The following is a 23,305-nucleotide window of genomic DNA, read 5'->3' on the forward strand; positions in this document are numbered from 1 at the left end:
TGGTTTTTCATTTATAAAAACGCCACTTCTCTTTGGCAACTGCGAAGAAACGGCCATCATCTAGCCAAATCGAAGCTCTCCTTTCGGACGACGCGCCTCGCCGCTGCGGACCAGCGGCATCCGCACCGCCTGGCAGGCCAGCAGGAACAGGAAGGCCGGGTTCAGCATGACGTAGCGCCGCCACAGCCGCCGCGGCTCGGTGGACAGTCGGAACAGCCATTCCAGCCCGGCGTTCTGCATCCACATCGGCGCCTGAGGCTGCTTCCCGGCGATGAAGTCGAAGGCGGCGCCCACCGCGATCAGCGGCATGGACAGCGCGGCCTTGTGCTCGTAGACCCAGGTCTCCTGGCGCGGGCAGCCCAGCCCGACGAAGACGATCCGGGCGCCGGACTCCATGATTTCGCGGTCCACCGCCTCGCGCTCCTCGGCGCTCAGGGTGCGGAAGGCGGAGGGGCGGGCGCCGGCGATGATCAAGCCCGGAAAGCGCTCCGTCAGCGCCGTGGTCAGCGTGTCGAGCAGACCCGCCGTGGCGCCGTAGAGGTAGATGGGAAGCCCCTTGGCCGCCGCCGCCGCGCAGGTGCGCAGCATCAGGTTCGGGCCGTAGACCCGGTCCGGCAGGGCGGCGCCGTGCAGCCGGTTCAGCGCCCAGCGCACCGGCTGGCCGTCCGGTGTCACGAGGTCGATGGCGTTCAGGCGGTAGCGGTGCTCGGGGTCGAGCGCCCCGGTCATCACCCCGTGCACGGCGAGCGCGCTGACCGCGAAGGGCTTCTGCTGTTCCGCCGCGTCGATGATGGCGCGCACGCCGGCCTCGTAATCGACGGCGTTGACGTAGACGCCGAGCACTTCCTTTTTTCCATGGTCGATCATGCCACGGCCTCCACGCGCCAGCGGCGCCGATTGCTGTCGTGAATGTCGGTGAGGATGTTGCGCACGTCGTGCCGGATGTCCCAGGACGGGTAGTGGGACCGGAACCGGTCGAGCGAACTGACCCACCAGATGTGGTCGCCGATGCGGTTGGCCTCCTTGAAGGCCAGGGACATGGGGCGGCCGGTGATCTCCTCGCACAGCGCCACCGCCTCCAGGATGGAGCAGTTGCTCGCCCGCCCGCCGCCGATGTTGTAGACCTCCGCGCTGCGCGGCGCCTCGTGGAAGGCGTGGAAGGCGGCGATCAGGTCGTTGCTGTGGATGTTGTCGCGGACCTGCTTGCCCTTGTAGCCGATCACGTCGTAGCGCGTGCCGGTGACGGCGCAGCGCATCAGATAGGCCAGGAAGCCGTGAAGCTGCGTCGGCGAATGGTTCGGCCCGGTCAGGCAGCCGCCGCGGAAGCACACCGTCTTCATGCCGAAATAGCGGCCATACTCCTGCACCAGCACGTCGGCGGCCACCTTGGAGGCGCCGAACAGGCTGTGCAGGGTGGCGTCGATGGACATGTCCTCGGCGATGCCCCCGGCGTAGCGGTGCGCCGGGTCGATCTCGTAGCGGGTTTCGGTCTCGATCAGGGGCAGGCGGTTCGGCGTGTCGCCGTAGACCTTGTTGGTCGAGGTGAAGATGAACACCGCGTCCGGGCAATGGCGCCGCGCCGCCTCCAGCAGGTTCAGCGTGCCGTTGGCGTTCACCGAGAAATCCATCTGCGGATCGCGCGCCGCCCAATCGTGCGAGGGCTGGGCCGCCGTGTGGATGATGAGCGAGATGGCCGAGCCGTGCCGCTCGAACAGCGCGTCGATGGCCGCGGCGTCGCGGATGTCGATGGCGTGGTGGCGGTAGCGCTGGCGCAGCGTCTGCTCCAGGGTCTGGCGCTGCCACGCGGTCGAGGCCTCGTCGCCGAAGAAGGTCCGCCGCATGTCGTTGTCGATGCCGACGACGTCCATTCCCAGCGCACCGAAATGCAGGCAACTCTCCGACCCGATCAATCCGCAGGAACCGGTGACAAGGGCGACGGACATGGCGTCAAACTCCTTAGCGGTTGCTTCTTGGTTCAGCAGGGGCTTTTTGGTCAGTAGGCGTTGCGGTCCCAGAAAAGGAGAAGGGCGGTGCGCACCATGATTTCGGCGTCCAGCCCCAGGGACCAGTTGTCGACGTAGTAGAGGTCGTGCTCGACGCGGCGGGCGGCGGTGTGGAGGTTGTCGATCTCGCCGCGCAGCCCGTTCACCTGCGCCCAGCCGGTGATCCCGGGGCGCACGCGGTGGCGGCAGGCGTAGTTCTCCACCGCCTCGTGGTACAGCACGTCCCCGGCCTTCATGGCGACGGGGTGGGGCCGCGGCCCGACGATGGACATGTCGCCGCGCAACACGTTGAAGAGCTGCGGCAGCTCGTCGATGCTCGTGCGCCGCAGGAAGCGCCCGATGCGCGTGACCCGCGGGTCGTTGCGCACGGTCCGCTGCGCGCCCGACTGGTCGCCGCGGTCGGTGTGCATCGTGCGGAACTTCCAGATCTCGAACTCTTCGTTGTTGAAGCCGAAACGCTTCTGGCGGAACAGCACCGGCCCCGGGCTTTCCAGACGGATCGCCGCGGCGGCCAACAGCAGCACCGGCGCCAGCACGGCGAGAGCCGCACCACCGATCAGCAGATCCTCCGACCGCTTCAGCACGCCGCGCCAGCCGGCCAGCGGGTGATGGATGACTCCCAGCAGCGGAATGCCCGCCGTCGCATCGACCGACAGACCCGCCGTGCGGGCGATCAGCCGATGCGGCAGCAGGCGGACGTCCACCGCGAGGACGCGCAGACGCTCCAGGATGTCGTTGATCTCGGCCTCGGCGCTCCAGGGCAGGGCCACCACCACGAGGTCGATGCGGTTCTTGCGCACCTGCTCGACCAGACCGTTCACGCCTCCCAGCACCGGCACACCGGCCAGCCGGGCAGTGGACAGCGGCGAAGTGGACAGCGGTGCAGACGAAGGGGAAGAGGGCCGGTCCGCCGTGGTGGACACCGCACCGACCACCTGATAGCCCGCCCCTTCCGCCCGCTGGAGCCGGTCCAGCCACTCGAAGGCGAGATCGTTGGTGCCGACCAGCAGGGTTCTCCGCCGCAGACCGCCCGCCAGATTCCAGTCGCGCGCCGCGCGCAGGATCAGGCCGCGCGACGCGGTCAGCCCGAACAGGCCGAGCGCGTACCACAGCCACAGCGTTCCCGCGGCAGCCGTGTTCAGCCGCCGCAGATCGCCGGTCACGCCCAGCATGAGGACGAGCACCAGGAAGGCCGCCGTCCAGGCCCCGAACAGCGGCCCGGCATGGGACCCGATGGTCCGCCGCGCGCCCTTGGGGAACAGGTTCCGGTAGCAGCCCGCCGTGTAGAAGCACATCAGCGACAGCACCGCCAGCGGGCCGATCCCGGTGCTGACGAGGCCCGAGAGAAGGCCCGGTTCGGCGGGCGCCGTGCGCAGCAGGCGGGCGGAGATGCCCTCCGCCGCCAGCCCCGACCCGACGATCATCAACAGATCCACGGCCACCAGCCCGCACAGCAGGACGGGGGCGGAGGCCGCCGCCGCGACCGACGATACGGACGCCCGGGGTCTTTGGAAGGCCACCCCCATGCGCGTGCCCCCCATGCGCGTGCCGTAATCCGGCTTCGCCGAGCTGTTTCGTGAAGGGAGTTCGAACATCCGTCGTTCCCTGTTGGCCCATCCCAAGCCGCCGCACCTTCGGCGATGCGGCGGCGGCGCGCTCAGAAATAGGTCTTGGAGAAATAGGCGATGGTGCGCTCCAGCCCCTCTTCCAGCGGCACGTGCGGCATCCATTTCAGGTACGCGTTGGCCTTCGTGATGTCCGGCTTGCGCTGCCGCGGGTCATCCTGGGGCAGTGGCCGCTGCTCGATCCGGGAGCGGGAGCCGGTCATCCGGACGACGGTCTCCGCCAGCTCCAGGATGGTGAACTCGCCGGGATTGCCGAGGTTGATCGGACCGGTCACCGTCCCGTCCGTCTCCATAAGGCGGTGCAGCCCCTCGACCAGATCGTCGACGTAGCAGAAGGAGCGCGTCTGCGACCCGTCGCCGTAGATCGTGATGGGATCGCCCTTCAGCGCCTGCACGATGAAGTTCGACACCACGCGCCCGTCGTTCGGATTCATGCGCGGACCGTAGGTGTTGAAGATGCGTGCGACCTTGATGGAGACCTTGTGCTGCCGGTTGTAGTCGAAGAACAACGTCTCGGCGCAGCGCTTGCCCTCGTCGTAGCAGGCGCGCGGGCCGATGGGATTCACGTTGCCCCAATAATCCTCGCGCTGCGGATGGACGAAGGGGTCGCCATAGACCTCGCTGGTCGAAGCCTGGAGGATCGTCGCCTTCACCCGCTTGGCGAGGCCCAGCATGTTAATGGTGCCGTGCACCGACGTCTTGGTCGTCTGCACCGGGTCGAACTGGTAATGCACGGGAGAGGCCGGGCAGGCCAGATTGTAGATCTCGTCCACCTCCACATAGAGGGGGAAGGTGATATCGTGGCGCATCGCCTCGAAGTTCGGGTTGTCCAGCAGATGCGCGATGTTAGCCCTTGATCCCGTGAAGTAGTTGTCGACGCACAGGACCTCTTTCCCGGCGGCCAGAAGACGCTCGCACAGGTGCGATCCGATGAAGCCGGCGCCACCTGTCACAAGAACGCGCGTGGTCGTGGACGTCATTGAGCCTCTCCTTGAGGATTGACCGGGATTGACCAGGGAATGCGACCGGGCCGCGGCTCCGCACGAAGTTCTCGGCGCCGAGCCGCTCCTGAAATTACTTTAAAATCCGATGACGGAACGCAGCATTACGCTATGCGGAATGGACCGGCACTTGGTCTTTTGCACAGGAATGCACGTCTATGTTCGGAATTGTGCGGTTTATCGGAGCATGAACCGGCTCCGCTGCACCCGGCAAACTGTGACCGCCACGGTGTTGACGGTCAAACACGCGGACGGAGTAGCGGACATGATTATTTTTGACGTTGGCGGTCGTAAGCACAGCGACGGAGTGCCCTTCTTTTTTTCAATTGTTGCGTGGCGCCATTCACGGTACTCGGATTCTGTCCGGCAACGGTTTCTCAGGCCGGAGACCAGATTCAAGATCAGCCACTGATCGGCCCTTTTCTTTAAAAGACGCCGGAATTGCCGGTTATCTGCAAGGAAAACCAAGAGGCCGAAGCGCATCGTTTACACCCATCCTTAGCCGGGCCTCCAGCCAGCAAGACGAAAGGGGCGACGACGTGAATTCTTCGATCGGCAAAGGCGGGACGCTTCCAGGCCACGAGGCGCACGCCAGCGTCCTTCCGGACAGTCTTCTGCAATCCGGCGCCGGGGAGTCCTCCGATGTCCGCGGCCGGCAGGAGGCGACCGTCTTCGCCACGCTGGCCGTGCTGTGGCGGCGCAAGCTGCTGATGCTCGCCATCGTCCTTCTGGGAACGGCGACCATCACCTACGTGATGCAGTCGCTGAAGCCGATGTACCGGGCGACCGCCATGGTGCAACTGGATTCCCGGCGCGTCGAACTGGCGGAATTCAAGTCGGTCGTGTCCAACCTGACGCCCGAGGCGCCGGTCGTCCGCAGCGAGGTGTCCATCGTCGGCTCCCGTGCGCTGGCGGAGCGGGTGGTGGAGAAGCTCGACCTGCTGCGCGATCCCGAATTCAACCCGATGCTCAAGGCGTCCGACGGCACCGACGAGCACTGGCTGAAGCGCGTCACCAAGGCCGGCATCGGCGCCCTGCCGCCGGAGGGCAACGACGTCCTGCGCCGGTTCGTGCAGGAGATGACCGCCCTGTTCCGCGCGGAGGACGTCCCCGTCGCCCAGGACGCCGATCAGGCCCGCCTGATGACCATCGACACGCTGCTGCGCCGGATCGAGGCGCGCAACGACGACCGCTCCTACACCATCATCATCGAGGCGTCCTCGGTCGATCCCGTCAAGGCCGCGGCCATCGCCAACGCCTTCGGCCAAGCCTATCTGGATTACCGGACGGAGATGAACCGCGACCTGACGGAGCAGGTCAACCGGTGGCTCGGCGAGCGGCTGGTCCAGGCACGCGAGGCCGTGCGCGGCGCGGAGGAGGCCATCCGCAGCTTCCGCAAGGAAAACGGCCTGCTGGAACTGCCCCCGGACGGGCGCAACATGGTCCAGCAGCAGATGAACGAGATCAGCACCCAACTGACCGCCGCGCAGGCGCAGAAGGCGGCGGCGGAGGCGCGCGTGCGTCAGGCCCGCGACCAGACCGCCGCCAACGACACCGCGGCGATCCCGGAGGTTCTCGCCTCCCCGCTGATCCAGAAGCTGCGCGAGGCGGAGGCGATGCTGGAGCGCCGGCTGGCCGAACTTCAGCAGGTCTACGGCGACAAGCACCAGGACATCGTGAATCTGCGTCGTGGCATCGGTGAACTGAAGGCCCGCATCCGCGACGAGATGGGCAAGATCCAGAAGGGTCTGGACGCCGACCTTGAGGTCGCGCGCATCCGCGAGGCCACCCTGCTGAAGAGCATCGCCGAGCTTCAGGAGAAGCAGAAGGACATCGAGGCCACCGGCATCCAGCTCCGCGACCTCGAACGCGCCGCCGATGCGCACCGCACGCTGCAACGCAGCCTCGCCGAGCGTTACGAGCAGACGCTGGCGCTGAGGAACACCGGAGCGCTCGACGCGCATCTCAGCGCCCCGGCCCTGCCGCCGATCCGCCCGGCCTTCCCGCAGCTCCGCATGTCGCTGGGCGTCGGCATGGTCGGTTCCACGGCGCTGGCGGTGGCCTTGGTTCTGCTGCTGGAGCGGCTCAGCTCCGGCCTGCGCACGCCGACCCAGGTGGAGCGGGCGACCGGCGTTCCCTGCCTCGGCATGGTTCCGTCGCTTCCCCGCAACGAGGCGGCCTGGAGCCTGGCCCTGCACCCCGACAGCCGCCGCGCGCGCGAGATCGGCGCCTTCCGCGAAGCGATCCAGACGGTGCGGACCATGGCCTGCATGCCGCGCAAGCGGGGAACGCCGCCCAAGGTGCTGCTGGTCACCTCCTCCCTTCCCAAGGAAGGCAAGTCGGTGCTTGCCGCCAATCTGGCGCGGTCGCTGGCCGGGCTGGGGCTGAACACGCTGCTGATCGACGCGGATTTCCGGCGCCCCTCCATCGCCAAGATGATGGGCTACCAGCCGCAAGGCAGCGTCGCCGACCTGCTGGACGGGCGCGTCGGAATCGACGACCTGCTCCACCAGGAGTCCCCCAACCTCAGCGTTCTGGGCAACATCGCCGGGGCCGCCGACGCCCACGACCGCATCAGCTCGCAGGCGATGAGCGACCTGATCGGATGGTCGCGCCACAACTTCGACGTGGTGGTGATCGACAGCGCCCCGGTGATGCTGTTCTCCGACGCGCTGGCCCTGTCCTTCCTGGCCGACAGCGTGATCTACGTCGTCCGCTGGCAGCACACCCCGCTGGACACCGTCATGGCCGGCTTCAACAAGCTGAAATCGGTCGACACCCCGGTCGGCGGCGTCGTGCTGTCGCGGGTCGTCGCGTCCAAACACGTCAAGTACGGCCACAAGGACGAGGCCTACTACTACGCCCTGCACGCGCCCGCGCGCCACACCTAGGCCCTCCTCCCCTCCCAGGGCCGGTGAGGGGGTCCTGCCGGGGCGCTACGTCCGGCACATGCGCATCCCCCTCACCCCAACCCTCTCCCCGGAGGGGAGAGGGGGTATCAAGAAAAGCGAGGATTCCATGACCAACGCCGAGTTCCCGCGGCTCGCCATCATCGGCTGCGGCAGCATCGTGAGTCATCACCTGTTGCCGGCGCTGCTCCGCCTGGGCTGGCGGCCGAGCGTGCTCGTCGATCCCTCGCCGGACCGGCTGGAAGCGGTGCAGGCCATGCTGGGCCGCAACCGCGCTCCCGTCGCCGTGGCGGACTGGCGGGAGGCGGCGGACCGGTTCGACGCGGCGCTGGTCGCCGCCCCGCCGATGTTCCACGCGCCGATCGGCCAGAGCCTGCTGGAGGCCGGGAAGCACGTCTTCATGGAAAAGCCGCTGGCCGTCACCCTGGCCGACGCCGAGCGCATGGTGCGGACGGCGGAGGAGCGCAAGGCGGTTCTGGCGGTCGGGCTGATGCGCCGCTACGTGAACGGCATCCGCTGGCTGAAGGCGCTGATCGAGTCCGGCCAGCTCGGCCGCATTCTGCGGTTCGAGGCCCGGGAGGGCTTCGTCTACAACTGGGGCATCAGCTCGCCTTCGATGCTGCGCCGGGACGGTGCAGGCGGCGGCGTGCTGCTGGACACCGGTTCGCACACGCTGGACCTTCTGCTGTGGTGGTTCGGGGAGGCTGCGGAGGTCGAATACCGCGACGACAGCTACGGCGGGCTGGAGTCCGATTGCCGGCTGTCCCTGACCATGGCGTCCGGCGCCACCGGCACGCTGGAGCTGAGCCGCACCCGCGCCCTGCGCAACACCATCCGCGTCTTCGGCACCAAGGGCAGCGTCGAGGCCCATCTCTACGAGAACCAGATCGCCTCGGACGTGCCACAGATCCTGGATTTCGTCCATGACGGCTTCTCGGCCAACCACATCCCGCCGCAGATCTTCGGCGACCTGTTCCAGGCGGAACTGAAGGATTTCGCCGACGCGATCCGCGAGGGGCGCGAGGCCACCGTCGGCGGGCGCGACGCCCTGTCCTCCACCGCGCTGATCGAACGCTGCTACGCCGACCGCAAGCCGCTCGCCCTGCCCTGGGTGGAAGGAACCGTGGCACCCTCATCCCATACGGCATCTCCCCAAAAAGATGGCCCGACCGTCGTGGTGACGGGCGCCGCGGGCTTCATCGGCGGGCGGCTGGTCGAGCGGCTGTGCCTGGAGCACGGGGCCAAGGTCCGCTGCATCGTGCGCGACATCGCGCAGGCGGTGCGTCTGGCCCGCTTCCCGGTGGAGATTGTCCGGGCCGACCTGCTGGACCGCGAGGCCATCGGCAAGGCGGTGGCCGGCGCCGACTGGGTTTTCCACTGCGCCTACGACGTGCGGTCGCGCCGCCAGAACATGGACGGGATGTCGGCGCTGATCGACGCCAGCCTCGCCCATGGGGTGAAGAGCTTCGTCCATCTCAGCACCTTCTCCGTCTACGAACCGCTGCCCGATGGCCCCTTGTCGGAGGAGACGCGCGACGGCGACCGGGCCTGGAGCTACGTGCAGAACAAGCTGGACCTGGAAAGGATGGTCCTCGACGCGGCGCGGGAGCGCGGCCTGCCGGGGGTGGTGCTTCAGCCCTCCATCGTCTACGGCCCCTTCTGCAAACCCTGGACGAACGCCCCCGCCGAGATGCTGCTGAGCGGCACCGTGGTGCTGCCGCAGGAGAGCGGGCTGTGCAACGCCGTCTACATCGACGATCTGGTGGACGCGATGATCGCGGCGACCCGCAGCCCGCAGGCCGTGGGCGAGCGCTTCGTCATCTCCGGCCCCGACGCTCCCCCCTGGGCCGCCGTCTTCGGGCGCTTCCAGGAGGCGTTGGGCGTGGACAGCCTGCGCTTCCAGCCCGCGGAGGCGATCCGGAAGGAGATGAAGAGCCTGCGGCGCGACATCGCCATGGTGCTTCAGGACCCGAAGAAGATCATCCAGATCATCGTGCGCTGGCGCCCGGCCCGCCGGGTGCTCCAGGCCGGGTTCGACAACCTGCCGCCGCGGCTGCGCCATCTTGTGATGGTCCACTACTTCCTGAAGAAGAAGGCCGGCCGCAACCAGCTCTGGCTGCCCGACGCGCAAAAGCTGGCGCTCTATCAGGCCAAGGCGATCATCGATCTGGGCAAGGCGCGGCGCCTGCTGGGCTACGAGCCGCGCTTCACCTTCGAGGACGGCATGGCGCTGACCGCCGAGTATCTGCGCTGGGCCTACCGGGACGTGCCGCGCACCGCCCCCGCGTCCCGGCCCGCCAACGAGGATCGTCTCCCCTCCTCCCTGCCCACCCCCCTGCCAACCGAGACGACGCGGGTCGGCAGCGCATGAAGATGATCCCGGCGTCCCTGCCAGCGTCCCTCACCCGCAGTTTCTGGACCCTCGCCGACCAGGGCGTGGTCAGCCTGGGCATGTTCGCCATCAACATCCTGCTCGCCCGGACCTTCCCGTCGCAGGAATACGGGACCTTCGTGTTCTTCCTGTCGGTCCTGCTGGCGCTCCAGGTCGTCAATGTCAGCCTGATCCAGTACCCGCTGTCGGTGGAAGGCGCGGTGCTGGACCAGGCGAAACGCCGGACCCTGGCGGGCCGCGCCGTCGTCCTGACCGCCGGATCGCTGCTGCCGCTGTCCGGCATCCTGTCTCTGGTCGGCTACGGGCTCGGCATGCCGGAGCTGGTGGGTCCCGCCGTGCTCTACTTCGTCGTCTGGCAGGCGCAGGAGATCGGGCGGCGCGGGCTGATGTCCGGCCTGAAGCACGACAAGGCGCTGTGGGGGGACAGCGTCACCTATCTGGGCCAGGTCGCGGTGCTGCACCTGATGGCGCTGGGGGGCCACCTGACGCTGGAGCGGGTGTTCGTCGCCATGACCGGTCCGGCGCTGGCTGGGGCGGTCATCCATTTCGCCATACTGCGCCCCGGCTTCGGCGGCCTGTCGGAACTGCCCGGCGTCTGCCGCCGCTTCTGGTCCATCGGCCATTGGGCGCTCGCCAACAACCTGTTTCTGATGCTGCGGGTGCAGAGCCTCGTCTGGCTGATGGCGGCAATGGACGGCATGGCCTCGACGGCGGCGTTCCAGGCCGTGCTCAATCTGGTGAACATCGCCAACCCGATCATCATCGGCATGGGCAACCTCGTCCCGCAACTCGCCGCGCGGGGGCGCAGCGCCGTGTCCGAGGGCGCCGGAGCGCTTCATCCGGACGAGCAGGCGTGGCTGGCGATCCGCGGCTACGTCGTCATCGGCGGCGCGCCGCTGCTGGTCTATTACAGCCTCGCGCTGCTGGTCCCCGATCAGGTGCTGCACATCGTCTACGGCACGATGTCGCCCTACGCGAACCAGGAGCTGGCGCTGCGCCTGCTCTCCATCGGGGCGCTGACCGGCTATCTGGCGGAGATGGTCTGCTCCTATTTCTACGGCGTGCAGCGCAGCCAGTTCGCGCTCGTGGTGAACGTCGTCGGCACGCTCGCGGTGTTCGCGGCGGTCGGTCCGCTGGCGGCGATGTACGGAGTCGCCGGGGTGTGCATGGCGTTGCTCTTCTCCAGCGTGCTGCGCGTCGGCGCCGCCCAATACTATCTTTCCAAGACGAGGACCGCCCATGTCGCCCGCTGATGGCAGCGCCGCCTTCGCTGTGGCCAACTTCGCTGCGGCCAACCTTGCTATGAAGGGCGCCGGGCTGCGCCCGCTCGACCTCCGGCACGTCGTGATCCAGCCGGCCATCGCCCACCCCTCCTCCGCGAACGGGCTGCACAACGTGGTGCGCTGCCTGATCGCGGAGCAGCGCGCCATGGGCGACGACGCGCGGCTGTTCCTGTTCTCCGACGATCCCGGCGCCCTGACCGGCATTCCGGCGGACTGCCCGGCGCAGCGCTTTTCCCTCGGCGGGCCGCGGCTTTCCGGACGGTCGCTGACCATCGCGGACGCGACGCTGGACCATCTGCTGGACGGCGCCGGGCCGGACACGGTGGTGCACATCCACGGCGCGGTGAAGCCGCTGTTCGCGGCGCTCGCCCGCGGGCTCCACCGGCGCGGCGTCGCCTATGGCGTGACGCTGCACGGCCAGTGTTCCCACATCTACGACCTCTCGGGTCGGGTGCGCCGCCGCCTGCCCGCCGCCTGGATGCGCTTCGTCGACGGTCCGGCCTTCGCCCGCGCCCGTTTCGTCCACGCCATCACCGAGGACGAGGCCGCCCTCGTCCGCAGGGTGGCCCCCACCGCCGCCGTCCGCCTGCTGCCCAACACCGCCTGGTCGGCGCTGCGCGGCGGCCTTCCCGCGCCGGTTCCGCGAACGGCGCCGGACGCCGACCGGCTGACCTTCGGCTATTGCGCGCGCTACGAGATCGAGCACAAGGGCGTGGACCTGCTGATCGAGGGCTTCGCCGCCTACCGCCGGGCCGGCGGGCGCGGGGTTCTGGAGTTGGCCGGGTCCGGTCCCGCCCGCGCCGACATCGAACGGCTCGCCGATGCCCACGGGCTCGGCACCGGCATCCGCGTGCATGGCCCGGTCTTCGGCGCGGAGAAGGCGGCGATGATGGCGGGCTGGCATTACTTCGCCCTGACGTCCCGGTTCGACGTGATGCCGACCGGCTGCCTGGAGGCCGCGCTGTCCGGCCTGCCGTTGATCGTGACGCGGGAGACCGGGCTCGTCCCCTATGTGGAGACCCACGGCGCCGGTTTCGGCGTGCCCGCCCTGACGGCGGAGGCGGTGGCCGACGCGCTGGCGCGGGCCGAGAGGACCGGCCCCGGCGGCTGGCGGGAGATGGCGGCCAACGCGCACCGCATGGTGGCGGGGATCGGCGACTGGGGGCGGATCGCCGCGCGGCTGCGCGCCGCGGCCTATGGACGCCCGTCATGAGCGCGGTCCTCTCCACACCCAAGCGCAGCCGGGCACGGGCGGCGGACCTCTATCTGGGATTCCTGATGGCGGTCCTGCTGGGCTACACGCTGGCCGGGCGCGGCTTCGCCTACATCGGGATTCCGCCCTTCTTCATCGGGGAAATCCTTCTGCTGTCCGGCCTTCTCGTCATGCTGCGGACCGGCGGCATCGTGGCGACGCTGTCCAGCCTGCCGGGGACGCTGCTGGCGATCCTGATCGTCTGGGTCCTGGCGCGAACCATTCCCTTCTTCGGCCTCTACAGCTTCGACGCCTTGCGCGACAGCGTGATCGTCATGTATGGCCTGTTCGCCTTCATCATCATCGCCGTGCTGTACGACGACCCCGAGCGGCTGCGCCGCCTCGTCCTGGCCTATGGCGGCTTCGCGGTTCTGTTCGTGACGGTCATGCCGATCCTCTATCCGGGCTTTCAGCTTCTCCAATCCCAGCTTCCCGTATGGCCGCGCTACAACGTCCCCATGATCAGCCTGCGCCCGGGCGAGGTCGGCGTGCACTTCGCCGGAATAGCGCTGTTCGTTTTGCTGGGGTTCCGCCGCCTCAACCTGCTGCAACTGGGGTTGCTGGTGGTCGGCATGGCGATGGTCGCCGCGCACAGCCGCGGCGGGACACTCGCCATCGTCGTGCCGCTGTGCATCGCGCTGGCCATGGTGCCGCGCAGCCGGCAACTCGCCCCGCTGCTGATGATCGGCGTGGTCACCGTGGTCATCGCGGCCCTGCTGAACCTGGAGATCGAGGTGTCGTCGCGGAAGCTGTCCGTCGACCAGATCGCAACCAACCTGATGAGCATCGCCGGCTCCGCCGAGACCGCCAGCCTGGACGGCACCAAGCAATGGCGGATCATGTGGTGGGACAAGATCGTCGGCTACACCGTCCACGGCGACTATTTCTGGAACGGCAAGGGGTTCGGCATCAATCTGGCGGACGACGACGGCTTCCAGGTCATCGACGCCGAGGAGGCGCAGGTGCTGCGCAGCCCGCACAACGCGCACATGACGATCCTGGCCCGCGCCGGCGTTCCCGGCTTCCTGCTGTGGGTGGCCCTGCTGGGAAGCTGGGTGGCCTTCATGGTCCGCGCCTTCCTGCTGGCCCGCCGGCACGGCGACCGCGCCTGGGCCCGGCTGTTCGTCTTCCTGCTCTGCTACTGGCTGTCCATCGTCATCAACGCCTCGTTCGACGTGGCTCTGGAAGGTCCGATGCTGGGCATCTGGTTCTGGGTCCTGTTCGGGACGGGCATCGCCGCCGGCCTGATCCACCGCTCGGAGATCGCGGACCGAAGGCGCCCGCTCCGCCAGGCGGCACCCTGACGCCCGCCGACACGGAAAGGGCGGGAGCTTGCGGCCCCCGCCCTTCGCGACCGTATCCTTACGACGCCGCCTTACGCCGCATGGCTCAACAGCGACGGATCGGCATGGTCGAGCAGCGGGTCATAGCCCACGTCGCTCAGGGTAGCGCCGTAGAGGTTGCCGGCCGTTGCCGCCGCCTCGGCCAGAGCCGCCGGGGCGGTGGCCGCCTGCTGGGCCGCAACGTGGCTCCACACGCTGTCCGTTCCGGCGTCCTGCGCCAGGGCGGTGGCGTCCCCGGCCGGGGTGGCGGAGGGGAAGAAGCTCTTGTCGGCGTCCACCACCAGCGTGCCGCCCCACCACATCGACGTCTGCCCCTTGACCACGTCCTTCCCGTCCAGCGCACCCTTGTCGTAGGTGACGATGCCGTCGGTGGGCGTGACGGACTTGCCGTTGATGGTGACCTTGTTCACGAACAGGGAGCGGTCCTGCCCGTTCACGACGGCGTCGTTGTCGTACTGGATCTGCACCTTGTGCGCCTGATCGGCGGTCAGGCTGGTGGAGAAGCTGTAATCCTTGGCCGTGGTGCCGGCCACCCCCTCCCCGATCTTCTGGCCGTCCACCAGCAGGTTGAAGTGGGCGTTCACCCCGGCCGCGGCGGCGCCGGAGGCGTTGACGGTAATCGTCGTGGTGCTGGGACCGCTCTGCGGCTGGGTGCTGCCCGCGGGGAATTCTTTGGCGGGAGCGTCCACCACCAGCGTGCCGCCCCACCACAGGGACGACTGCCCCTTCACCACGTCCTTGCCGTCCAGCGCGCCCTTGTCGTAGGTGACGATGCCGTCGGTCGGGTTGTGGGCGGTGCCGTTGATGGTGATCTTGTTGACGAACAGGTTGCGGTCCTGGCCGTTGACGAAGCCGTCGTTGTCGTACTGGATCTGCACCTTGTGCGGCTGCCCGGCGGTCAGGTTGGTGGTGAAGCTGTAGTCCTTCGCCGTCGTGCCGACCGTGGCGTCACCGATGGCCTTGCCGTCCACCAGCAGCTTGAAGTGGGCGTTCACCCCACCCGCGGCGGAGCCGGAGGCGTTGACCTTGATCGTCGTGACGCTGGCCGTGGGAGTCGTCGGGACGGTCGGCGTCGTGGTCACCGTGTCCACGGCGAAACCGGCGGACCCCGCCTTGCCCGCGTTGCCGGCGAGGTCGGCGTAGCTGCCGGCCTTCACCGCCACGTTGGCGTCGGTGATCTTCGTGCTGGCGGAGGGCGTGAAGACGGCGGTGTAGGTGGAGGCGTTCACAGCCTTGAGGCCGCTCAGCGCGCCGCCCTTCACCGTCGTGTCCGTCAGGGCGAAGTCCTTCACCGCCTCGCTGAAGGCGAAGGTGACGAGCGGCGCCTCGCCCTTGGTCACGCTGGTGTCGGCGATGGTCACCTTGACCGTGGGGGGCGTGGTGTCGCCCGGGGTTGGGGCCGGGGGGGCCGGAGGGGCCGGCGGGTTGGTCGGCGTGGTGGGAAGGACCGACGACCAGCCGGCGGTGGACGGATAGGCCTGCGACAGGGTGGAATGCTCATCCTGCGTGGTCGCGTTCATGTAGGCGGACCAGGTGTCGCCTTCCGGGAAATCGCCCCAGCGCCAACGGTCGCCGTCCGGCATGTAGTAGGTGTTGTTGTCCCACTGGTTGCCGCCGTTCAGCATGCCGGCTTCATTGAAATCGGCCACGCCGCCCGACTGGCCGTTGCCGTCCCTGGAAACGGTGATGTTGTCGTGGATCTTGTTGTTGGTCGTGGTGTAGGTGCCGAACTCCCCGCCGCCGCGATCCTGCTGGATCATCACGATGCCGTTGGCGCCCTTGACCCCGGTGATGTCGATCTTGTTGCCGTAGGCCTCGACCTTCTGGGAGTTCTGGATCTGGATGGACCCGCCCCACAGCCAGCCTTCGGCCTGCGGCTTGGCGCCGTTCCCGATCAGCACGTTGTTGCGGATGACGGCGTCGTAGCTGATCTCGTGCGTGATGCCGCCGCCGCTGTTGCCGACCAGCAGGTTGTTCTCATACAGCGCGCCGACGTTGTCGATGTCGGTCCACATCCCGAAGCCGGTGTTGTCGTGCGAATAGTTGCCGCGAACCACGAGGTCGGTGGTGTAGGCGAACTTGGTGCCGCCGCCTTCCCAGAACACGTCGATGCCGGACCAAGCGCCGTTGCGGGCGATCTCGTTCCCTTCGACCAGGATCTTGGCCCCGGCCCCGCCCAGGCCCATCTCGCCGTTGTCGTGGACGTAGTTGCCGATGAACTTGCTGCCGTCCTGCGACGTGGCACCGACCGCGTAGTTCAGCCGGATCTCGTTGTCCTGGATGGTCCAGCCGACGTCGCCCTGGATGGCGCCGTGCTGCACCGGCGGTGCGTACTTCTCGATGACGAGGTTCTTGATGGTCACATTGTCGGCGGTGCCGCTGAAGGCATGAGCCGTCACTCCGGCCTCGACCTTGTGCCCCGCCGGGTTGTCGCCGATGTAGATCTTGTCGGCGTTGTAGTCGAAGTAGAAGGTCCCCGCCTTCAGCTTCGACAGCGCATCCACCGGGGTCAGAGCCTTGTTGTCGATGTAGACGGTGTCCGGATAGCCGCCGCGCATCGCGTCAGGGCTGGCCTTGTCCGTTTCGCGGCGCTCGCCCTGCTGGGTCTGCCCGCCGATCACCCAGCGCCCGGCGCTCTCCTGGGTGAAGCCGGTCAGCAGCTTCGACCCGTTCAGCACGGCGCCCTCGGCCCCGATGAAGGTCTGATTGTCCTTGGGAGTGATCGACTGGAGGCGGTACTCGCCCGGCTGAAGCCAGAAGTTGGCGCCGGTGGGAGCGCTGTTGACGATGGACTGGATGTTGGCGCCCGGTGCGATGACGATCGCACCAGCGGGAGCCGTCAGCGTCTTCGGTCCGTACAGATTGGCCATGTGTCAATACTCTCTTTAGGTCTCAGCTTCTGGTATGAGTTTTTGGCGTTTTCGCCCTTTGGCATATGCCCCTCCTACCAATTCGCGCCGCGTCTCTGGCGGGGCATTTTTGTGAGATTCCGTGATTCTTTTGCGAAGACTCCGGGAGGTCTTTGTTTTTCAAAAGGAAATCTTTTCAACATCAAGAACCGCATCATCGGGCGCATAGCGTACGTTTGTGAGTTCTGTCCTATCCCGTCCGAAGAATGGACAACACCGCCGGTATTGTCCTACCCTACCTGATTATCAGTGTTTTCTGATGGTTCCCGCAGCATCCGGAGGGAGGCGCCGTCATGCGGGCCGCCATACTGATCGTCTCCGCCGCGACGCTTCTGTTGCCGACCGCGACCACGGCGCAGGCCGTCCCGCAGGGGGCCATGTCGGATGGACCGGGCAGCGTCGGCTATGGCCGGCGGCTGGCGGAGGAGATTTGCGGGGAATGCCACCGGGTGACGGCGGGCAAGCCCGCCAAGCCGCCCCCGATGGAGGAGGACGCCACAGCGCCCGACCTGACCGAGCGGATGACCGACCCGGCAATGACCGAACTGGCGTTGCGCAGCTACCTGCGGACCTCGCACCCGCTCATGCCGAACATCCGGCTGACTACGGACGAGACGGACGACATCGTGGCCTATCTGATGACCCTGAAAAGGGGAGCGCGGTGAGGCCCCGCTATTTCGCCGGAAGCTTGACGATCTCGAACCAGTAGTTCTCCAGCCCGCTGATGACTGAGAAGAAGTCCTGCAGGTCCAGCGGCTTCGTCACGAAGCTGTTGGCGCCGAGCTGGTACATCGCTTCCACGTCGCGGTCCACGTCGGAGGTGGTCAGGACCACCACCGGGATGCCGCGCAGCTCCACATCCTGCTTGATGGCCGTCAGGACGCCGCGCCCGTCGAGCCGCGGCATGTTCAGATCCAGCAGGATCAGGTCCGGGCGCCGCGCGTTGGCGTAGCGCTCCCCCTCGCGGCGCAGATAGGCCAGGGCCTCCACCCCATCGACGGCATGATGCACATCGCACAGGATGCGCCCTTGCCGGATCGCCCGCTTCGCCAACCCGGCATCGGCGGGATCGTCTTCGACCAGAAGGATGTGGAAGGGGGCGCTGCTCATGTCACGGATTCCTGCTTTGGCCGCTTCCGGGCGATCCCGAACACGACGCAATGATAGCGGAACCCCGGTGGATTTCCACAATGACGGTAAGGGCACAGCCTCCGCCGCGACGAAACCGGAGCGGCGGCGCCCAATCAGCCCGGTTGGTTCAGCCCGGTTGGTTCAGCCCGGCTGGACCGCCTCCGTGACGACCTGGTTCCGCCCATTGTTCTTGGCCCGGTACAGGGCGTGGTCCGCCCGCCCCAGCGCCCGGTCGATGGCCGTGTCGTCGGCGGTGCAGGACGCCACCCCGATGCTCGCGGTCATGCGCAGCGTGACGCCGCAGGACAGCGGGAACGCGCTGTCGGCAAGGCGCCGGCGCAGCCGTTCGGCCACGTCCGCCGCCTCGTCCAGCCCGGTTTCGGGAAGCAGGATGGCGAACTCCTCGCCGCCCAGCCGGCCCAGATGGTCCGTCTCGCGCAGCGCGGACCGGCAAAGCTCGGCCAGTTGGCACAGAGCCTCGTCGCCCGCGGCGTGGCCGTGGGTGTCGTTGATGGACTTGAAGTGGTCGATGTCGAGCATCAGCACCGACACGGGCCGGCCGTAGCGGCGCATCCGCGACAGCTCGCCCTCCGACAGCTCCATGAAGCGGCGGCGGTTCCACAGGCCGGTCAGCGGGTCGGTGGTGGCCATGCGCCGGAGTTCCTGCTCCACGCGCTTGCGTTCGGAGATGTCGCGGACGACCGCGGTGTAGAGCATGCCGTTGGGGTGCTGCAGCTTGGCGATGGAGACCTCCGCCGGGAATTCGCGCCCGTCGAAGGTCAGGCCGGTCACCTCCCCGCGGTCCGACATGGCCCGGGTGGAGACGTCGGACCCGGCGAAGGTCGTCACGAACATCGCGTGGCTGTGCCGCACCCGCTCCGGGATCAGCAGGCTCACCGGGCGCCCGACGATCTGGTCCGACGCGTAGCCGAACAGCCGCTCCGCCGCCGGGTTGAACAGGGTGATGTTCAGATTCTCGTCGGTCGTCAGGATGGCGTCCTGAGCCAGTTCGATGATGCCGGCCAGCCGTTCCTCCGACAGGCGGAGCTGCTCCTCCAGCCGTTTGCGGGCGATGGCGTGCTGGATGGCGCGCCAGACCAGCGGCCCGTCGGCCTGCCCCTTCACCAGATAGTCCTGGGTGCCGGCGGCCAGCGCCTGGAGCGCGAAATCCTCGTCGTCCAGACCGGTCAGCACGACCAGAGGCAGCGACGGCACGTCGCCGCGCATCCGCCGCACCGTGTCGAAGCCGAAGCTGTCCGGAAGCGACAGGTCGAGCAGAACCACGTCGCAGGCGTTGCGCAGCAGGAAGGCCCGCGCCTCCTGGAGCGATGTGGCGCGGGTGAGCGTGAAGCGGCGGGCATAGGGGCGCAGGGTCCGGATGACCAGCCCGGCGTCCGCGTCGTCGTCCTCGACCAGAAGAATCGTGACGGTGTTCTGGTTCATGACGGTCCTCTCGGGCGGGCGTGCGGAAGATGGAGGGAGAAGGTGCTGCCGACGCCGGGCGCCGACTCCAACGTGATCCGGCCTCCCATCCGCTCCGCCATCTTGCGCGCGATGGCCAGCCCCATGCCGGTGCCGGGATGCTCCTCGCGCGAATGCAGGCGGCGGAAGACCTCGAAGATCTGTTCGCGGTACTGGGGCTCGATCCCGATCCCGTTGTCGCGGACGTCGATCACGTCCTGCCTGCCGTCGCGCCGCTGCACGACGGCGATCTCGGCGGCCCGGTAGGGGTGACGGTATTCCACCGCGTTGCCGAGCAGGACGACGAGAATCTCGCGCAGGCGTCGTTCGTCGGCCATCACCGCGCCCAGCCCCTCGGCGGTCACGACGGCCCCGGTCTCGCGGACGCGCTGGTCCAGGATCGCCAGCGCGCTGTCCAGCGCCTCGCCCGCGTCGGTCTGACGGATGCGCAGCGGGACGCGGTCCTCGGCCAGGAAGAGCTGCACGTCGCGCAGAAGCATCTTCAGCCGCGACGCGCCGTCCACGATCTGGCGGATGAACTCCGCCCCCTCCTCGTCCAGCCGGCCCTGGAAATGGCGCTCCAGAAGCTGGGTGTAGCTGGCGATGGCGCGCAGCGGCTCCTGCAGGTCGTGGGCCGTGACGTAGGCGAAGCGCTCCAGTTCGCGGTTCAGGCCGTCCAGCTCGCCGGTGCGCCGCTCCACCAGCCGCTCCAGCGTGTGGCGCCGGCTCAGCATCAGATAGGCCAGCGCCTCGGTCAGCAGGGCCAGCAGGGCGAAGACCGCCAGGAAGGCGGTGTAGGCCGGGTCGGCGTGGGCGGCCCCCAGCCAGCCGGCGCGCGGGGCCAGGGCGAATTCCCAGGTGCCGTCGGTCAGGGTGATCGATTCGACGATGGGCGACAGGCGCAGCACCGCGCCCTCCCCCGCCACCACGACCCCGTTCTCGGCGCGCAGCAGGAAGGCCAGATCCTGCGGCATGGCGTCCAGCCGCGCCTGATCCAGGATGGGCTTCAGGTCGAAGACCATGCCGACGGCGCCCCAGGGCCGGTCCTTTCCGAAAACGATCTGCCGCGCGATCAGCCCGCGCCCGCCCTGCGCCAGCTCCATCGGGCCGTGGACCGTGACGTCGCCGGTCACCAGAGCCCGCTGCACCGTCTCGGCATAGCCCGGGCGCGGGTCGGACAGAAGCGCGCTGCCGAAGACGCGTTGGTTGCCGTCCATCGGGTGGATGTGGCGGACGACGAAGCCCGGGGCGGCGGACACCCCGCGCACGCCGGTCACCGAGCGGCGCAACCCCTCCGCGAAGGGCACGAACTGCGCGTCCAGCGCGCCGACGTGGGACTCCACCCCGACGAAGGCGGTCAGGCCGCGCACGAGCGCCAGCCGTTCGTTCACCGCGCTGGACAGGGCGCTGGCGGCGCTGACCGCGGTCAGGGCCGCCGCGGCGCGCCGTTCGGCGATCAGGTAGCGGGTGTAGAGGCTGTCGGCCCAAAGAAAGGCGCCCACCAGAAGGACCGTCACCACGAGCTGGCCGGCGGCCAGCCAGCCGTAGCGGCGCAACGGGCCGTCCGGGCGCGCCGGGTCCGGCGGCTCGGTCATTCGTGCCCTCCCGCCGACGGCTCGCCCCTCCGTTCGCCAAGCCGTTCGCCCGGCCGTTCGACAGGCAGGGTGAAGCGGAAGAGGCTGCCTTCGCCCTCCGCCGCTTCCACCCGGATGTGGCCGCCGTGATGCTCGACGATCTTCTTGCAGACGGCCAGCCCCACCCCGGTGCCCTCATACTCCTCGCGGCGGTGCAGGCGCTGGAAGATGCCGAACACGCGCTCCCGATGCTCCGGCGCGATGCCGATGCCGTTGTCCCGCACGCCGAACACCCAATGCGCCCCGTCGCGCCGGCAGGTGATGCGCACGACGGGGGCCGTGTCCGGCCGGCGGTACTTCACCGCGTTGCCGATCAGGTTCTGGAACAGCCGCACCAGCTCGTTCTCGTCGCCCGCCACGTTGGGAAGCGCTCCCTCCACGGTGACGGACGCCGACGCCTCGGCCATCGCGGCCTGAAGGTTCTGCAGCGCCGTGCCCACCACGCCGTCGAGGTCCACCGGGTTGAAGCCACGGGTGCGGCGTCCGACCCGGCTGTATTCCAGCAGGTCCACGATCAGCCGGTCCATGCGCTGGGCGCCGTCGCGGGCGAAGCGCATGTACTCCTCGGTCTCCGCGTCCAGCGTGCCGGCCAGATCGCTCTGGATCAGCGTCAGGTAGCTGTTGATGGTGCGCAGCGGCTGACGCAGGTCGTGGGAGGCGACATAGGCGAAGGCCTCCAGCTCCGCGTTGGAGCGTTCCAGCTCCGCCGTCTTGCCGTGCAGCGCGGCCTCCGCCCGGCGGCGTTCCGTGATGTCGTGGACCAGAGACAGCAGCAGGCGGCGCCCGTTGACCCGCACCGGGCTGCCGTAGATCTCCACGTCGCGGACCTCGCCGGACGACAGGCGGTGGCGGCTCAGCGCCGTCAGGCTGCCCTCGTGCCGGACCCAGCCGGTGCCGGACACCAGCCCTTCCGGCGCGCCCTCCTCCGGCGGAACGCTGATGGCGTCGAGCGGCAACCCGCGCAGCGTCTCCAGCGGGTGGCCGTAATAGGCCGCCGCCGCCGGGTTGGCGTCCTCGATCACGCCGCTGGCCGGATCGATCAGCAGCTTGACCGCGCGGCTAGCGACGAACATCTGCTCGAACAGGGCGTGGCGCTCCAGCAGGGCCTGCTCGGCGCGCTTGCGCTCGCTGATGTCGACCATCGCACCGACGATGCCCGCGGGCCGCCCGCCGTTCCGGCAATAGACCGCCTTGGAAACCACCACGTCGCGCAGCGCGCCGTCGGCGCAGCGCACCTGCGTCTCGAAGGTCTGGGTCCGGCCGGTGGACAGCAGCGCCTCGTTTGCGGCGTGATCCTGGTCGGCCAGTTCCTGCGGGGCGAGGTCCGACACCATCTTGCCGAACAGCGCCAGCCGGTCCAGCCCCAGCCAATCCTCCAGCGTCGCGTTGGCGTCGGTGTAGAAGCCCGACACGTCCTGGATGAAGATCGGAACCGGCACCGTGTCCAGCAGGACGCGCTGAAAGGCGATTCTGTCGTTGACCGTCTGTTCGGCGCGGCGGCGAACCGTCACGTCCTCGACGATCCAGACATAGCCGAGCGCGGGAAGATCCTTGTGAATGCGGCGGCCGATGATGCGGCACCAGATTTCGCACCCGTCGCCGCGGCGCATCGGGATCGTGTCGTCGAAGGTTTCGCCCCGCGCCATCACCGGATAGGCCCGGCGCCCGATGTCCTCGAAGACCGCGTCGTCGCCGTAGATGATGCGGACGCTCGCCCCGGCCATCGCCGCCATGGGCCGCTGCACGATGGAGCCCATGGCCTCGTTGGTGCGCAGGATGCGGCGCTGGCCGTCCACGATGAGGATGCCGACCGGCGCGTTGGCCAGAATGGCGTCCAGCCGCGCGCGGGAATCGTCCACCTCGGTTACGTCGGCCACGTCGGCGTCCGGCCGGGGCGGCGGGGCCTCGGACGCCAGACGCCCTTCGATGAGACGCCCCTCGACGAGCAGACCGGCCCGCCCGCCCTCGTCCCAGCCGGAGCACAGGCAGTCCACCGCCACCGGCCCGCGGCGGGTCCGGAAGGTCAGCCGTTCCCGCACCGCCTTCCCCCGCGCGAAGGCCGCCCGGTGGAGCGCGAGACGCGCCCGCGCATCCTCCGGCAACGGCTGCCCGTCCGCCGTCCCGCACAGGTCGCGGGCGCTGCGGTTGGCCCAGCGCAGGCCACCGTCGTCCATCCCGAACAGCCAGACGGGCGAACGCAGCGCGTCCAGCCCCACGGGTCCGCCGGATAAACCCCGACCCGCTTTCGCAAGCCGGCCGGTGGACCGGTTCCGATACGATGTCCGGCGTAGAGCCCTCGCCATGTTCATTGCCGCCTGGATGTCCGTTGAGCCGGTTGCCGTTGCAACGCATCGACCGGCGG

At 68.5% G+C, this 23,305-nt stretch carries 15 protein-coding genes; 6 read left to right on the forward strand and 9 right to left on the reverse strand.

The annotated features are described in order from the left end of the window. Positions 1-60: 60 nt before the first annotated feature. The 4 genes from DS843_RS14940 to DS843_RS14955 form a co-directional block, all read right to left on the reverse strand. Positions 61-867, reverse strand: a complete 807-nt coding sequence (locus tag DS843_RS14940; protein WP_149469681.1) for a WecB/TagA/CpsF family glycosyltransferase — start codon at positions 865-867, stop codon at positions 61-63. After that, positions 864-1,943: an NAD-dependent epimerase/dehydratase family protein gene (locus DS843_RS14945; RefSeq protein ID WP_149469682.1), complete on the reverse strand. Its 1,080-nt coding sequence runs from the start codon at positions 1,941-1,943 to the stop codon at positions 864-866. The genes DS843_RS14940 and DS843_RS14945 overlap by 4 nt, the downstream gene beginning before the upstream one ends. A 50-nt stretch (positions 1,944-1,993) precedes the next feature. Continuing rightward, positions 1,994-3,598, reverse strand: a complete 1,605-nt coding sequence (locus DS843_RS14950) for an undecaprenyl-phosphate glucose phosphotransferase (protein WP_167525315.1) — start codon at positions 3,596-3,598, stop codon at positions 1,994-1,996. Positions 3,599-3,660: 62 nt separating this feature from the next. Then, complete coding sequence (locus DS843_RS14955; RefSeq protein ID WP_149469684.1) at positions 3,661-4,608, reverse strand: UDP-glucuronic acid decarboxylase family protein; 948 nt, start codon at positions 4,606-4,608, stop codon at positions 3,661-3,663. 560 nt (positions 4,609-5,168) lie between these two features. On the opposite strand from DS843_RS14955, the gene DS843_RS14960 reads away from it, so the two are divergent. From DS843_RS14960 to DS843_RS14980, 5 genes are all read left to right on the forward strand, one after another. Further along, entirely contained in the window at positions 5,169-7,520 is a 2,352-nt protein-coding gene (locus DS843_RS14960) for a GumC family protein (protein WP_149469685.1), read from the forward strand. 127 nt (positions 7,521-7,647) lie between these two features. Continuing rightward, complete coding sequence (locus DS843_RS14965) at positions 7,648-9,909, forward strand: NAD-dependent epimerase/dehydratase family protein (RefSeq protein ID WP_167525316.1); 2,262 nt, start codon at positions 7,648-7,650, stop codon at positions 9,907-9,909. Continuing rightward, the gene (locus tag DS843_RS14970; protein ID WP_286192111.1) at positions 9,906-11,183 is read left to right on the forward strand and encodes a lipopolysaccharide biosynthesis protein; all 1,278 of its coding nucleotides are present in this window, start codon (positions 9,906-9,908) and stop codon (positions 11,181-11,183) included. Before DS843_RS14965 ends, DS843_RS14970 begins: the two co-directional genes overlap by 4 nt. Beyond that, positions 11,170-12,426: a glycosyltransferase family 4 protein gene (locus DS843_RS14975; RefSeq protein WP_149469687.1), complete on the forward strand. Its 1,257-nt coding sequence runs from the start codon at positions 11,170-11,172 to the stop codon at positions 12,424-12,426. Before DS843_RS14970 ends, DS843_RS14975 begins: the two co-directional genes overlap by 14 nt. Further along, positions 12,423-13,769 (forward strand): O-antigen ligase family protein, encoded by a 1,347-nt coding sequence (locus tag DS843_RS14980; RefSeq protein WP_149469688.1) that lies wholly within the window; start codon positions 12,423-12,425, stop codon positions 13,767-13,769. Before DS843_RS14975 ends, DS843_RS14980 begins: the two co-directional genes overlap by 4 nt. Before the next feature lie 71 nt (positions 13,770-13,840). Here the strand turns inward: DS843_RS14980 and DS843_RS14985 are convergent, their stop codons facing one another. Continuing rightward, entirely contained in the window at positions 13,841-16,678 is a 2,838-nt protein-coding gene (locus tag DS843_RS14985) for a carbohydrate-binding domain-containing protein (RefSeq protein ID WP_149469689.1), read from the reverse strand. A gap of 332 nt (positions 16,679-17,010) precedes the next feature. Between DS843_RS14985 and DS843_RS14990 the strand changes: the two genes are divergently transcribed. Continuing rightward, positions 17,011-17,382, forward strand: a complete 372-nt coding sequence (locus DS843_RS14990; protein WP_149469690.1) for a c-type cytochrome — start codon at positions 17,011-17,013, stop codon at positions 17,380-17,382. A gap of 7 nt (positions 17,383-17,389) precedes the next feature. Here the strand turns inward: DS843_RS14990 and DS843_RS14995 are convergent, their stop codons facing one another. The 4 genes from DS843_RS14995 to DS843_RS15010 form a co-directional block, all read right to left on the reverse strand. Continuing rightward, positions 17,390-17,827: a response regulator gene (locus DS843_RS14995; protein ID WP_208852246.1), complete on the reverse strand. Its 438-nt coding sequence runs from the start codon at positions 17,825-17,827 to the stop codon at positions 17,390-17,392. 162 nt (positions 17,828-17,989) lie between these two features. Continuing rightward, the gene (locus tag DS843_RS15000) at positions 17,990-19,291 is read right to left on the reverse strand and encodes a GGDEF domain-containing response regulator (RefSeq protein WP_149469691.1); all 1,302 of its coding nucleotides are present in this window, start codon (positions 19,289-19,291) and stop codon (positions 17,990-17,992) included. Beyond that, entirely contained in the window at positions 19,288-20,904 is a 1,617-nt protein-coding gene (locus DS843_RS15005) for a sensor histidine kinase (RefSeq protein ID WP_149469692.1), read from the reverse strand. Before DS843_RS15005 ends, DS843_RS15000 begins: the two co-directional genes overlap by 4 nt. Next, positions 20,901-23,159 (reverse strand): PAS domain S-box protein, encoded by a 2,259-nt coding sequence (locus DS843_RS15010; RefSeq protein ID WP_167525317.1) that lies wholly within the window; start codon positions 23,157-23,159, stop codon positions 20,901-20,903. The genes DS843_RS15005 and DS843_RS15010 overlap by 4 nt, the downstream gene beginning before the upstream one ends. Positions 23,160-23,305 lie beyond the last annotated feature (146 nt).

The sequence above is a fragment of the Roseomonas genomospecies 6 genome, from assembly GCF_008365375.1.
Classification (GTDB): Bacteria; Pseudomonadota; Alphaproteobacteria; order Azospirillales; family Azospirillaceae; genus Azospirillum.

Coding starts and splice junctions, on each gene's coding strand:
- DS843_RS14940 (WP_149469681.1), bottom strand. CDS start 867: ATGATCGACCATGGAAAAAAGGAAGTGCTCGGCGTCTACGTCAACGCC.
- DS843_RS14945 (WP_149469682.1), bottom strand. CDS start 1,943: ATGTCCGTCGCCCTTGTCACCGGTTCCTGCGGATTGATCGGGTCGGAG.
- DS843_RS14950 (WP_167525315.1), bottom strand. CDS start 3,598: ATGTTCGAACTCCCTTCACGAAACAGCTCGGCGAAGCCGGATTACGGC.
- DS843_RS14955 (WP_149469684.1), bottom strand. CDS start 4,608: ATGACGTCCACGACCACGCGCGTTCTTGTGACAGGTGGCGCCGGCTTC.
- DS843_RS14965 (WP_167525316.1), top strand. CDS start 7,648: ATGACCAACGCCGAGTTCCCGCGGCTCGCCATCATCGGCTGCGGCAGC.
- DS843_RS14970 (WP_286192111.1), top strand. CDS start 9,906: ATGAAGATGATCCCGGCGTCCCTGCCAGCGTCCCTCACCCGCAGTTTC.
- DS843_RS14975 (WP_149469687.1), top strand. CDS start 11,170: ATGTCGCCCGCTGATGGCAGCGCCGCCTTCGCTGTGGCCAACTTCGCT.
- DS843_RS14980 (WP_149469688.1), top strand. CDS start 12,423: ATGAGCGCGGTCCTCTCCACACCCAAGCGCAGCCGGGCACGGGCGGCG.
- DS843_RS14985 (WP_149469689.1), bottom strand. CDS start 16,678: ATGGCCAATCTGTACGGACCGAAGACGCTGACGGCTCCCGCTGGTGCG.
- DS843_RS14990 (WP_149469690.1), top strand. CDS start 17,011: ATGCGGGCCGCCATACTGATCGTCTCCGCCGCGACGCTTCTGTTGCCG.
- DS843_RS14995 (WP_208852246.1), bottom strand. CDS start 17,827: ATGAGCAGCGCCCCCTTCCACATCCTTCTGGTCGAAGACGATCCCGCC.
- DS843_RS15000 (WP_149469691.1), bottom strand. CDS start 19,291: ATGAACCAGAACACCGTCACGATTCTTCTGGTCGAGGACGACGACGCG.
- DS843_RS15005 (WP_149469692.1), bottom strand. CDS start 20,904: ATGACCGAGCCGCCGGACCCGGCGCGCCCGGACGGCCCGTTGCGCCGC.